Genomic DNA, 12,185 nt, shown 5'->3' on the forward strand with positions numbered 1-12,185 from the left:
AACCGCTTCTATTTTTTCACCGCCGCAAATCCCAATCCATTCGGCCCCAGATGTGTGCCAATGACCGCTGTGACATTTACGAACAAAATATCGCGTGGAATTGATTTTCGCGCGCGGTTCATTAATTCATTCAGCAATTGTCTCGCGCGCGGTTCAGCGTTGGTATGTAAAATAGCGAGACGCTCCATATCTCCGAGACCAAGCAGGAAATTTAAAATGCGCTCATCCGCCTGTTTGGTAGTGCGGATTGCTCCAATGGCTTTTACTTCGCCATCGACTAACTCGATCATTGGCTTGATGGATAATAATCCGCCCAGGGTTGCCACCGCGCCGGGGACTCGTCCGCTGCGTTTGAGGTATTCCATCGTATCCAGCGCGGCGGAGACTTGAAGCCGCTTGCGGGTGGAAGCGATCGCATCCAGGGCGGATTTCAAATCTGTTTCAGATTCTTCAGCGGCGGCGAGGACTTGAAACCCAAGTCCCAATGAAAGCGAACCGCTGTCAATGCAGGTGACTTTATCGGGGAATTCTTTTGCGGCCTGACGCTACATTGATGATGGTTGTCAATTGGCTGGCGGCGTGAATTGAAATGATATGGTCACAGCCTTGCGTGAGCAGAGTCTCATACGGTGTGGTGAAATCTCCGATCGAAGGCGCGGCAGTTGTCGGCGGGGTGTGAAGCGCGGGCAATCGATTATAGAATTCCTCACGCGTGATGCCAATTCCGTCCGCGTATTCTTTTCCCTCCAGGATCAAGATCGTGGGGACAACTTGAATATGATGTTCTTCAACAAGATACGCGGGGATGTCGGATGTTGAGTCTGTGACGATTCCGATTTTCATAGCGGAAGTTTAACATAAAAGATTCATGTCGTTGCGAGGGGCCGCTTTTTGGCAACGGCACTTGCGCCGTACGCCAGTTCGGTGAGCAACCTCAACAGGTCAGGAGCTTGCTTCGGCCAATGCCCCCGCAATGACATAAAACTTCCCCCTTGACATACTGTGTGAAACACAGTATCATGCGATAAAGGTTGATATATGGCAAACACTGAATCGCTCGATAATGTTGTCCTTGAACTACGGCGCGGCGTGATCGTGCTGGCAGTGCTCAGTCAATTGAGTGACGAGCAATATGGCTACTCCCTGTTGAAGTTGCTTTCAGATCAAGGGCTGGAAGTTGATCAGGGAACGTTGTATCCACTTCTCCGGCGATTGGAGACTCAAGGATTATTAGAATCCGTTTGGAAACTTGAAGAGGCGCGTCCGCGCAGGTATTACGTGATCAGCGCGGAAGGAAAAAAACTGCTGCCGAAGTTGAAAAAGGAATGGGCTGGCATTGTTTCTGTGATGAACGGGATGCTGGCGTAAGGAAAGGAAAAAACATGAACCTCATAGACCGTTATGTATCTGAAGTTGGAAAGCATCTGCCGCTCCTCAAGGGGCGCGAGGATATTGAAAAGGAATTACGTTCCACGCTGGAGGATATGTTGGAAGATCGCGTCTCCACTACGGGACACATGCGCGATGAAGCGATGGAGATCGAGCTGCTGAAAGAGTACGGCTCGCCTCAGAAAATAGCGGCGACCTATAACCCGCATCCGTATTTGATCGGTCCGCGCTTATTCCCATTCTTCCTGTTCGTTTTGAAGATCGTGATCACAGTAGTTGTATTTGTGATGTTGGGATTGGCAGGCGTGCGCGCCGTAACCGACACTCCCATGATGGGTATGGATTTTGTAAACATCATTGGCGGCGGATTAGGCAACGCGGTTTCCGCAGCCATCGCGGCATTCGGTAATGTGGTGCTGGTCTTTGCGATTCTTGAACGGGTGCTTCCCGACAAGGAGATCGGCGGTTTCAACGATGAAAAGGATTGGGATCCAACGTCTCTTACAAAAGAACCAGATCCGGACACAGTCAAACGCGGAGAGATCATCGTTGAAATTGTATTTACCTTCATTGGGCTTGCTATTCTAAATTTATATTTTGAGATATTCGGCGCGTATTTCTTTACGGAAGATAAGCTGTTCTTTATCCCCATATTCTCGGATGTGTTCTTGAAATTCATCCCGTGGATCAACGCCATCTTCCTCGCCGAGATCGTTCTGGATGTCTACCTCCTGCGCAACGCAATCTGGACACCGTTCACGCGCATCGCCAAGGTATTCATCGAAGCTGCCGGCATCGTGTTGACATTCCTGATCCTGAGCACACCAAATATCATTGGCTTCACAGCCGAATCGTTTGCCAATATTCCTGAAAGCTCGGTTGACGCACAGACATTGATGACCGTATTCAACCTGTCTTTCCCGATCACCATGATCATCATAATCATCATTCAGGGAGTTGAATTGGCAAAAGCAATTTACGGGTTGTTCAAAACCACATATAAGACAAAATAAACCCATTCTTTCAAAATCAAAACGGACGCAGAGATCTGCGTCCGTTTTGATTTATATTTTATGTCATTGCTAGGAGTACGATTTCCCGGCGAAGCGATCCACACGATCTGAGGGTTGCTTGGCAGCTTCGCTTCTGCAGCGGCATGAAACTATTCGATCGAAATAATGAATTGATAATGCGGCTGTCCGCCTTCCTGTACTTCAATTTCATGGGATTTATATTTTTCACGCACCACGTCTGCAATACGATTTGCCTCGCCGTGAGGCATTTCTTCGCCATAAAAGAACGTGATCAACTCGTGTTCGCCGGCATTGGCTTTTTCAAGCAGTTCCATGACACCCTGCTCGACGGACTCTGCCGAGACGACCAGTTTGCCGTCCAACAGAGCGATCACCTGACCGTCTTTTACGCTGACGCCGTCAATTTCAACGGTGCGGGTTGCAATTGTGATCTCGCCTGTTTTGACATGCGCCATGGCTTTTGCCATTTTATCTGCCACCGCTTGCAGCTCGCCTTCCGGGGCGAGAGAGAGCATGGCGGCGAGTCCCTGCGGAACGGTGCGTGTTGGCACGACCGCCACATGCTTCACCGTGACTTCCTTGGCCTGGTTTGCCGCCAGAACAATATTCTTATTGTTCGGCAAAATGATGACTTTATCGGTTGGCAGGTTTTCAAAGGAATTCAAAATATCCTGGGTGGACGGATTCATGCTCTGCCCGCCTGCCACAATGGCGGCCACACCCAGGCTCGCAAAGATGCGGCTCAGCCCCTGTCCCGGTGAAACCACCACAACTGCGATACTGCCCGGTTCCACAGGCGTGAACTGAAGCTGTTTGCTCTTTTGGATATCATCCATTTGGGCGAGCAGGTTCTCGATCGCGACCTTTGTCACCGTGCCGATTTCCATAATGTAATCGATCGGCTCATAACGTTTTTCAAGCGGTACATGGATGTGCATGCGGTACATGCCTTCGCCTTCGCCCACCTGAATGGATGTTCCCATTTCTTCGAGCCGCGCATAGAATGACGCTAAATTCAATTCGTTGGTTGGAACAAAATCCACGACGATCTCGTAATCCTGACCCTCTTCCACTTCATCCAGCGCGCCTTGCAAGTCCATCGCGGAAAGCGAATGCACCATCGTGGTTGGTGTTTCAAGCGATTCGCCGTACACGTGACGCAGCATGCCTTCCAAAATAAAAAACAAGCCTTTGCCGCCCGAATCAACCACGCCCGCCTGTTTGAGGACTGGGAGCAGGTCCGGCGTCTTTTTGACTGCTTCGTCCGCGGCCCTGACTGCCACTTCGAGCATCTCTATCGGATCTTTAACCGACCCCAGAGCTGCTTCTGTCGCAATGGCAACTTCTTTGATGACGGTTAAGATCGTCCCCTCCACCGGGCGGACGACTCCTTTATAAGCGGTGTCACGCGCTTCGCCAAATGCTTTGGCTATGGTGGCCACATCCAATGTCGCCTTGTCGTGACAGCCGCGTGAAAACCCGCGCAGGATCTGGCTGGTGATCACACCGGAATTTCCGCGCGCCCATTAGGCCGCCCTTGGAGACGAGCGCCGCCATCTCACCGAGGTGAGACGTCCCGGAATCCTTGATCTCATTCCATGCGGCTTGCAGGGTGAGGGTCATGTTCGTGCCGGTGTCACCGTCCGGAACCGGGAACACATTCAAGGCGTTGACCATATCCTTGTTCGTGCGGAGCCAGGTCAGTCCCGCGTCAATGAGGCGTTTGAGAGACTGGCCGTCGATCGGCAGCCGGCGGAATTTATCAATGCGTGCGGGGTCCACAGCCATAAGGTTCTATTCTCCTAATCCGAATTGCTGATGCGCAAGCCCGCTACATGCACATTGACTGAATTAACTTGCAGACCCAGCGCCTTTTCCACATGGAAACGGACTGTGTTTGCCACGCTTTGAGCCACAGAGTTAATGCGCGTACCGTACTCAATGATGATGTGGATGTCAATATCAATATCATCACCTTTATACGAGACAGAGACCCCGCGCGATGGTTCGCGCGTGATGGATGCTACGATTCCGTCGGTCAGGTTTTTTGGCGCAAGTCCCACCACGCCATATGATTCCAAAGTGGCATGATATGCGATCGTTGCCACCGCGTCCGGCGAGATTTGTATCCCGCCCAATGAAGTTGTTTCTTCGCCCATAATTATCCTCGTTTGCTCTAAAGACCGCGGGAATTTCCGAAGTCCGGGTAATATTCTTTCATGTTCCTATTTTAACATCTAATCTTGAATATGGTTGCGTTCTATGGTAGAATGCCCTGCCCCTAAGAAGGGCGGATCATCTGGAATCATTGTATTGAAAGGATAAATATCATGGCAAAGTGTAACTCCTGCGGAAAAGCAACCACCTTCGGTCACAGCCGTTCATTCTCTCAACGCGCAACCAATCGCACGTTCAAGCCGAACCTGCAAAAGGTCTCGGTGATGGAGAAGGGTCGCATGATCAAGAAAATCTTGTGCGCGAAGTGCATCAAGACGCTCGGCAAATCTGCGGCATAAGGTTCGTTTTTTCATACGCAACAAAAATCACGGCTCAACGCCGTGATTTTTGTTTTTAATTAATTTGTCGTTGTAAGGGGGCACTGCCCGAGACCCTTATTGCAGGAGGCAATGCTCCTTCATTTTTTAAATCACCACCGTTCTATCCTCGCAACCGCATCTCTTAGCGCCTTAATGCCTGCTCCGGCACCCTGTGGATGCTTGAAGACTGCGTTGCCAGCCACGAAAACATCCGCGCCGGCTCGATACATGAGAGGCAGGGTTTCAACTGTGATCCCGCCGTCCACTTCAAGGCGGGCTTTGGAACGCAGGGCATTTAATTTATTACGGATCTCTTCCACCTTGACGATCATTTCAGGTATAAAGGATTGACCTGAAAAACCCGGCTTGACGCTCATCACCAAGACCAGGTCAATCAATGGGAGAGCCGCATCCAATGCAGAGGCGGGAGTGGCGGGATTCAATGTGACACCCGCATTACATCCCAAAGATCTTATTTTTTTTATTGTTTGCGGCAGGTCGGGACAGGTTTCTACATGAACGGTTATATTGTTTGCGCCGGCTTTGGCAAATGCTTCCAAATACTGATCTGGGTTGGAGATCATCAAATGCGCGTCAATGGGAAGTTTTGTGACGCGTTTGCAGGCTTCTACGAACAGCGGACCTACCGTGATGGTGGGGACGAAATGTCCGTCCATGATGTCCATGTGCAGCCAATCTGCGCCGGCGGATTCAATTGCAGAAATCTCGTCGGCTAAACGTGTGAAATCTGATGCGATGATGGATGGGGCAATTAGGAAGTTATTCATAAATGTGACAAAAGACCTGACAGGTTTTTGAAAACCTGTCAGGTCTGAACCTTTAATTACGGAAGCGGCGGATTATAGGCGAAATAGACCATCATCCAAAATGGGATCAGTCCGCCGACAGCTATGACTGCCAGGAGGCCGAGTCCAACAGAGACCCAGTCAATTTCATCGAAGGCGGAAGCAAGCTCGGGTTCGTCAGCGGGAGGCGTCGGCTCGGGCGGAATGTACCTTGGTTTGGCAGGTTCAAGCCGCGGCGGAGGTGGAGGCGGCATTTCTTTGGTCGGAACCCTCTCCGCAGTTTCCTGTTCGGGCGCAGGCAGATCGGGTTGCGTCCCGAATTTTTGCAGAACCCGCCCGAGTTGATCTGCGGTGCGATAACGCGCGGCAGGTTCCTTGGACAATACTTTTGTGATGATCTCTTCGAGCGCTGTTGGAATTTCTGGAATGTATTCGCGGATGGGGATCGGGCGCGCAGACACATGCAGTCGCGCAAGTTCATCGGCGGTGGTGGCTGTGAACGGTGTTGTGCCGCTCAAGAGCTCGTACATGACCACGCCGAGGGAGTACACATCGGCGGCGGGCGCGGGCGCTTCTCCGCGGGCCTGCTCCGGCGAAAAGTACAATGGCGACCCCCAGACCACATCGGCTTTCTCGTCGGGCATCATGGTGGCAAGGGCGCGCGCAATGCCAAAGTCGGTGACCTTGAGACGTCCGTCGGGTGAGACAAGCATGTTATGCGGCTTGACGTCACAATGGACAAGTCCCGCGCGGTGGGCATATCCCAGCCCGGCACAGGCTTGAATGATGAGCGGGATGCCCGCTTCGACCGTAAAGCGTCCACGCTGGCGGATCAGCTGTTTCAGGTCTTTGCCGGGGATATATTCCATGACGATGAAGAGCAGATTTTCCGCAAAGCCAAAATCATGCACGGTGACAATGTTTGGGTGTGAAAGATTCGCAGCGGCGCGCGCTTCGGTGCGGAAGTGTTCCTGAAACTCCGGATTATTTGAATAATCCTGACGCAGGACTTTAATGGCGACAATGCGATCCAAAATGGGATCGCGCGCGCGAAAAACTTCAGCCATGCCGCCAGAGCCGAGTTTTTCAAGCAGTTGATAACGACCGTTAAGTAGAGTCCCTTCGTTCATTGGGTCGGATTATATCATCGGGGTGAGGATGGTCGGGAGGCCAACGTCAAACGAGACACTCAGGTGACAGCCACCTTGTGAGGTCGGGAGTGGCATGAGCGCATCAAGCTGTGCATACGCCGGAGCTTTTAATACCGGCAGGGGTAAGCTCAATAATAGGACAAAAAGGATCAATCGCCACCGCATAGTACAAGAGTATCATATCCATACATTGAAAAAAGTGCATGTTATGAGATTCGATATAGGGACACTATACGAGGAAAACGTTCTTGTTTGATCCTAAAAAAACCAATTAAGGTTGCACTTTAAACGGGAGAGCTTCTACAAATGCACGCTCTCGCACATCGGGCGGGCGTATTGCAAAACCATAAAACACACCGCCCTGCATGTCAGAGGTGAATCCATGACCAGCAAGGAGTGGTTGCAATAGTTCATCGCTTTGTAATTTAAGCATGTTTTGCCCATCAGGCGCATCGAAGTTTGCATGCAATGCATACCATATATCATATATATATGAGTGCTGGTTGGCGTTGTATATCCGGTTCAGGTCCTGATTTGAGCACTTCAGGATCTACCAAGATACTTGACAAAGCAAATTGAAATCTTCCGCTAACTATTGAAGTTATGACATCAACATTCTCGGGTAAAGGAGCGTACGAGTATCCGCTCTCCATAATCCAGTAGGTGATAAAGGCTTTACCACCATTTTGTTTGAGCTGCTCGGGATCAGTCAGCGGTGAACGCATATAAAAAAATGCGAACGGCCGACCTTCAATCGTCGTCGTGCGGACACAAAGCGGTTCACCTGGCGAAATGGTTTCTGCGAAATCGTCAGATATGATATACGTTTGATAGAGTGTCTGTTGCTGGTCATCGTCAGGTATAGCACCCCATCGCACAAGTGTATATGCATCTGGTTTGTACGATGTAGGCTCTGGAAATTCTTCATCACACTCTACTGCAGCTGCAGCTAAGTCAGCGCCAAGTCTTGCTGGGGCTACTGTTTGGATCTCTTCTGGATTTGTGTATATCTTCATAAAATCAAACTGCAATTCGCCATTTGGCTTTACGATATAAGGGATCTTGTGAGCTTCGAGGTATGCCTTTTGCTGTTCCACTGTCATACCCGCTTCGAGGGTGGGTGTTTCAGAAGGAGCAGGCGTGTTGGTCGCCGTTGCTGTTCCCGTTGGCTTGATAATTTGAGTAGCTGTCGGTGGTGGTGTTGGTTCAACAGTGGGTTGTGCTCCGCAAGCGGTTTATAGGATTAAAGAAATTAAGAACAATTCCGCTTTTAAGGATTGAGCAATTGTCATCTTTTCCTCCCAAGCAAACAGAACTTATCTAAATATTCTTCACGATCACTTGGATGTTTAGTTTTAATTCGGGTATATCACGTACCACCACTGACCAGACGGCTTCTGTGTCAATTCCAAAATAGTGGTGGACAAGAATGTTTCGCATCCCAATAATATCCGCCCAGGGGACATTGGCATAGCGCGCTTGAAAGTCATCCGGCAAAGAACGGCAGGCTTCGCCAATGATCGTAATATGATGGACTATCCATGTTTGGATAAGTTCATCCGCATTAAAAGCATCTTTTCCCTCTTCCGCATATTTCTCGATACGCTCAATGGCTTCGAGAATATCCAGCAATCGTTCGCGTTCACTTCTCATAACGGACGCGCATCCTTTAATACTTGCGGCTTGATCCGCGAACGTAACCCCGCTTCTGTCATTACATCCACAGGATAACCAAGCAGGGTATGCAATTCACGCAAGAGCCGTGCCAAATCCATTAAACTGCGTCCCGGTTCCAAGTTGACAAGGAAGTCAATATCGCTGTCAGGTCTGTTATCTCCGCGCGCCACCGACCCAAACACGCGCACATTGACCGCGCCATTACGAGCGGCAATTTCAAGGATTTCTTTTCGGCGGGTTGCGAGCAAGGTTTTTACATCCATAATTTACCTGTTTTCATCATTTTATCATAGCAGATAAAGAGCACTAAGTTCTCTCTGGAAGATCAATCCAGAAATTACTGGAGATTGTTTCGGCAAAGAGAAAGAGCGCCTCGTAATGACATGATAAAGAATCCCCTCAGGTATAATCCTCGCCATGCGAAAGGGACTGCTACTCTACAATCCAACTGCGGGGCGATATCCTGTGGGACGTTTTGTGCATGGAATTATTCATCCACTAAAGAACGCGGGTTGGAGCATGGAGATCGCCGAGACCTTAAGCGGAACTCATGCCACGCAGACCGCGCATCAAGCCGCCAGTGAAAAATATGACGCGGTCTTCGCCATCGGCGGCGACGGGACGGTTGGTCAGGTGGCGAGCGGATTGATCAACACCGAAACCGCGCTGGCCGTGCTCCCGGCCGGCACGACCAATGTCTGGGCGCTGGAGCAGGGACAAAAACCCTTTAGCTGGTTCCAATGGCGTGCCTTGCGCGAAAATGCAGAACTGCTGGCGAATGTCGAGCCGCAGTATGTGGATATTGGTCTCTGTAACGACCGGCCATTTTTGTTGTGGGCTGGTGTTGGGTTGGATGCGCAGACCATCCACAAGATCGAACCGCGTCCCCGGTACTTTAAACATTTGTCCGTTCCGCATTTTTTTGCAACCACAGTTTGGGAAGCCACCTTCTGGCATGGGCTTGACCTGCGCGTGTGGACCGATGGCGAATTTATAGAAGGGCATTATCTTGTTGTGGTCGCGACTAACATCCGCCATTACGCGGGCGGCATGTCGTTGATCTCACCGAATGCGCTGCTCGATGACGGCGAAATGGATATGTGGCTCTTAAGTGGTGACAGCCTCGCCGATGCGCTGCGTCATTTCTTTGATCTCGTGGCTGGCCGTCATCTCACATCCGATCAGGCGCGCTGCCTGCCATTCCACACTGCGCGGGTTGAATCGGACGCGGCTTTCAATATTCAAGTGGATGGCGACCCTGTGCTTGGCGGCAATAAAGCCGAGATCAAAACTTTGCACCGCGCGTTGAAAGTGCTCATGCCAAAAGATGCTTTACAATTGTTGAAAGACCCAAAGAGATAGATCAATGGACTTACGCCCTTATTTAAACCGCTATGTGATTCTCGGCATTCTGGCAGTTGCCGGGCTGTTGCTGATCATCACCCTGATCTTTATCGGCTGGACATCTCCGCGCTTCTCTCCTGAGGTTGGGTTTGCCCCCGCCGACCTGACCATGATTCCCGCCCCGACGCATACTCCCAATGTCACGGTCGTGCCCACCAATGATCCGTTAATTGCCACACCCACGCTCGCGGCGAATACCATCGGCATTGGCGGCTATGCACAGATCACCGGCACCGAAGGACAGGGACTGCGCATCCGCGCGTTACCGGGGCTTGAATGCTGAAACTGTTTTTCGGGGAGATGAAGCGGAAGTCTTTCTTGTGAAGGATGGTCCGCAGGTCGCTGATGGATATACCTGGTGGTACCTCGTTGCCCCGTATGATGAGACCCGTGCTGGCTGGTCCGCTGCGGATTTTCTGGCGGTTGTCCCTTCCCCGTAAAATAAAATTCGAATCAAAAAGCCGTTACTTTTTTGTAGCGGCTTTTTTTTATTTCTATAATGCGGCTCTTGCAAATGCTGTCGCACCGAGTATCAGCGCGGAAAGTAACAGGTTGGTTCTTAGCAGGATCACTTCGCGTCTTTGCAGCCTGGCAAGTTCATCCGCTTTGGCATTTTCTTTCTTCATCAATGTGCGATGAATGGCGGGCAGGACTTCCCATGTTTGAATCGCGCTGACCACCGCCATGATCGCCGATAAACTGTGTTTGACCAGAATAGCCAGCGACCATTGCGTGCTAGTCGAGAGGAATCCATCGTAATGCGGATTCGCGCTCATTTGGAATAAACCTGTCACCACCAACAATCCCATGCTGAACCATGCCAGCGGTTCGAGTCTCTTTTGAAGGGCGGCGATAAAGCTGAGTTGGTCGGCCAGCTTCAAGGTCCGTTGCGAGGCGGGCAGGACAAGCAGATTAATGGCGGCGAGGCTTCCTATCCACGTGACTGTCGCCAGCATGTGCATCCAGAAGAAGACCGCCATCACCCAGGAAGGAGGTATGGGCATGATCAGGGTACAGGCGCTGTTGTTGGCGTTTCAGTCGGAGTGGCGAGCAAAGCCGGGTCGATCGTGGCCGTTGGGATGATTTCCAGTGTGGCAGTCGGAGGGTGGCATTGAATATAAGCTTCAGCGGCATTGCCGTCCGAAATATTGTCCAGGGCACCTATTGCCAGCGCGTGAGAATATTGTTCGTCGGCGGCGCAAAATTTTTGTTGATTGAAAAGCTCATCGCCATAGCGCATCGAGGCGATGTAATAGCGCTGCGAGGCGGTCATGGTGCCATCCCATAAAGACGGCCAGCCAATGCCGACCTGAGCGAAATAATTGACCGCTTGCAGCCAATCCAATTCCCAAAAGCTTGCCCCGGTGATGTACATGCGCGCACCCTCACGCAGTCCGATCGCGGTGTTGTCCAGCGGTCCGAAGCGCTCGGCAAGTGTCAGGTGATAGATGCCGCCTTCAAGATTGCCTTGTTTGGTGATGAGATCGAAGCCGTAATTTCGCAGGGCAAAGTAATACATGCCGTCTACTTGAGCGGTATTGTAAGTGGGGTCAAGTTTGCGGATGGTATCCAGCGCGCCCAGGGCGCCGGGCCAATCTTGAGCGTTAATGAGCTGCTGCGCGCGTTGAAAGGCGCTCTCGGCTCCGCTGAAATCGGGCGTGGAGGTGAGTGTGGGCACTGGCGTACTCGTTGGAATGGAACTCACTACCAGTACTTCTGTCAGTTTCTGCTGGGCGCCGGGGTACCCTGGGTCTTTCGAGATAATGTACTGCAGGCGTTGTTTTGCGTTGTCATACCGCCCAAATTCAATATCCACCAGTGCAAATGAATATTGCTCGGAGAGCTGTTGTGATGTGATGGAATCTTCCGCTTGTACGCGTTGATTGACTCCAGAAGAATATCCGCTGAATGCGCCCAGCCCGACCAACAGCAGGAAACCCAAAATGCTAACGAGTGCGGCACGCCAACGGGATGGTTTCTTGATCGGCTTGATCGGTTGGGTGTCGTCTAATTCAACGGTTTTTTGAGGTTGTGTATTTTCTAATTGTTCTGACATGCTGATAATTATACTTCCCTATTGAACCTTCATATTTTTTCTTATTTTCTGTTCATCCAAACAATGGATCTCGTGCAAAGTCAATTAAATCCTCCGCTCAAGGCGGCGTACTTTGTGAAGCATCCTGTGGA

General features: G+C 50.9%; 17 protein-coding genes and 1 pseudogene. 6 read left to right on the forward strand and 12 right to left on the reverse strand.

Annotated elements, in window-relative coordinates:
• Window positions 1-8: 8 nt before the first annotated feature.
• Window positions 9-843: pseudogene (locus IPL17_RS11215) on the reverse strand (DegV family protein).
• A 195-nt stretch (window positions 844-1,038) separates the two neighbouring features.
• On the opposite strand from IPL17_RS11215, the gene IPL17_RS11220 reads away from it, so the two are divergent.
• Window positions 1,039-1,368, forward strand: coding sequence for a PadR family transcriptional regulator (locus IPL17_RS11220; RefSeq protein ID WP_345307174.1), 330 nt, complete (start codon window positions 1,039-1,041; stop codon window positions 1,366-1,368).
• A gap of 14 nt (window positions 1,369-1,382) precedes the next feature.
• Entirely contained in the window at window positions 1,383-2,402 is a 1,020-nt protein-coding gene (locus tag IPL17_RS11225; protein WP_345307175.1) for a hypothetical protein, read from the forward strand.
• A 149-nt stretch (window positions 2,403-2,551) separates the two neighbouring features.
• On the opposite strand, the gene IPL17_RS11230 is transcribed toward IPL17_RS11225, so the two are convergent.
• From IPL17_RS11230 to IPL17_RS11240, 3 genes are read right to left on the reverse strand one after another with little or no spacing between them, the layout of a single operon-like run.
• Window positions 2,552-3,928 carry a DAK2 domain-containing protein gene (locus IPL17_RS11230; protein ID WP_345307176.1) on the reverse strand — a complete coding sequence of 459 codons (1,377 nt, stop codon included), beginning with the start codon at window positions 3,926-3,928 and terminating at the stop codon, window positions 2,552-2,554.
• A complete protein-coding gene (locus IPL17_RS11235; protein ID WP_345307177.1) occupies window positions 3,828-4,211 on the reverse strand; it encodes a DAK2 domain-containing protein in 384 nt (127 codons plus the stop codon). Before IPL17_RS11235 ends, IPL17_RS11230 begins: the two co-directional genes overlap by 101 nt.
• Before the next feature lie 14 nt (window positions 4,212-4,225).
• On the reverse strand, window positions 4,226-4,582 hold the full coding sequence (locus IPL17_RS11240; protein ID WP_345307178.1) for an Asp23/Gls24 family envelope stress response protein: 357 nt from the start codon (window positions 4,580-4,582) through the stop codon (window positions 4,226-4,228).
• Window positions 4,583-4,753: 171 nt separating this feature from the next.
• On the opposite strand from IPL17_RS11240, the gene rpmB reads away from it, so the two are divergent.
• Window positions 4,754-4,939: a 50S ribosomal protein L28 gene (gene rpmB, locus IPL17_RS11245; protein WP_345307179.1), complete on the forward strand. Its 186-nt coding sequence runs from the start codon at window positions 4,754-4,756 to the stop codon at window positions 4,937-4,939.
• A gap of 131 nt (window positions 4,940-5,070) precedes the next feature.
• Here the strand turns inward: rpmB and rpe are convergent, their stop codons facing one another.
• The 6 genes from rpe to IPL17_RS11275 form a co-directional block, all read right to left on the reverse strand.
• Window positions 5,071-5,748: a ribulose-phosphate 3-epimerase gene (gene rpe, locus IPL17_RS11250; protein WP_345307180.1), complete on the reverse strand. Its 678-nt coding sequence runs from the start codon at window positions 5,746-5,748 to the stop codon at window positions 5,071-5,073.
• 56 nt (window positions 5,749-5,804) lie between these two features.
• Window positions 5,805-6,896 (reverse strand): protein kinase, encoded by a 1,092-nt coding sequence (locus IPL17_RS11255; protein ID WP_345307181.1) that lies wholly within the window; start codon window positions 6,894-6,896, stop codon window positions 5,805-5,807.
• A gap of 292 nt (window positions 6,897-7,188) precedes the next feature.
• The gene (locus IPL17_RS11260) at window positions 7,189-7,386 is read right to left on the reverse strand and encodes a hypothetical protein (protein ID WP_345307182.1); all 198 of its coding nucleotides are present in this window, start codon (window positions 7,384-7,386) and stop codon (window positions 7,189-7,191) included.
• A gap of 13 nt (window positions 7,387-7,399) precedes the next feature.
• The gene (locus IPL17_RS11265) at window positions 7,400-8,020 is read right to left on the reverse strand and encodes a hypothetical protein (protein WP_345307183.1); all 621 of its coding nucleotides are present in this window, start codon (window positions 8,018-8,020) and stop codon (window positions 7,400-7,402) included.
• 217 nt (window positions 8,021-8,237) lie between these two features.
• Window positions 8,238-8,570, reverse strand: coding sequence for a DUF86 domain-containing protein (locus IPL17_RS11270; protein WP_345307184.1), 333 nt, complete (start codon window positions 8,568-8,570; stop codon window positions 8,238-8,240).
• The gene (locus IPL17_RS11275; RefSeq protein WP_345307185.1) at window positions 8,567-8,857 is read right to left on the reverse strand and encodes a nucleotidyltransferase family protein; all 291 of its coding nucleotides are present in this window, start codon (window positions 8,855-8,857) and stop codon (window positions 8,567-8,569) included. The genes IPL17_RS11270 and IPL17_RS11275 overlap by 4 nt, the downstream gene beginning before the upstream one ends.
• Window positions 8,858-9,011: 154 nt before the next feature.
• On the opposite strand from IPL17_RS11275, the gene IPL17_RS11280 reads away from it, so the two are divergent.
• Genes IPL17_RS11280 through IPL17_RS11290 form a run of 3 tightly spaced genes read left to right on the forward strand, consistent with a single transcriptional unit; the run spans window position 9,012 to window position 10,438 of the window.
• On the forward strand, window positions 9,012-9,956 hold the full coding sequence (locus IPL17_RS11280) for a diacylglycerol kinase family protein (protein WP_345307186.1): 945 nt from the start codon (window positions 9,012-9,014) through the stop codon (window positions 9,954-9,956).
• 4 nt (window positions 9,957-9,960) lie between these two features.
• Entirely contained in the window at window positions 9,961-10,281 is a 321-nt protein-coding gene (locus IPL17_RS11285; protein ID WP_345307187.1) for a hypothetical protein, read from the forward strand.
• Entirely contained in the window at window positions 10,271-10,438 is a 168-nt protein-coding gene (locus IPL17_RS11290; protein ID WP_345307188.1) for a hypothetical protein, read from the forward strand. Before IPL17_RS11285 ends, IPL17_RS11290 begins: the two co-directional genes overlap by 11 nt.
• Window positions 10,439-10,492: 54 nt before the next feature.
• On the opposite strand, the gene IPL17_RS11295 is transcribed toward IPL17_RS11290, so the two are convergent.
• Together IPL17_RS11295 and IPL17_RS11300 are read right to left on the reverse strand one after the other, a co-directional pair.
• On the reverse strand, window positions 10,493-11,002 hold the full coding sequence (locus IPL17_RS11295) for a CopD family protein (RefSeq protein WP_345307189.1): 510 nt from the start codon (window positions 11,000-11,002) through the stop codon (window positions 10,493-10,495).
• A gap of 2 nt (window positions 11,003-11,004) precedes the next feature.
• Window positions 11,005-12,054 carry a hypothetical protein gene (locus tag IPL17_RS11300; protein WP_345307190.1) on the reverse strand — a complete coding sequence of 350 codons (1,050 nt, stop codon included), beginning with the start codon at window positions 12,052-12,054 and terminating at the stop codon, window positions 11,005-11,007.
• Between the last annotated feature and the right edge of the window lie 131 nt (window positions 12,055-12,185).

It is taken from the genome of Candidatus Villigracilis saccharophilus (assembly GCF_016711665.1).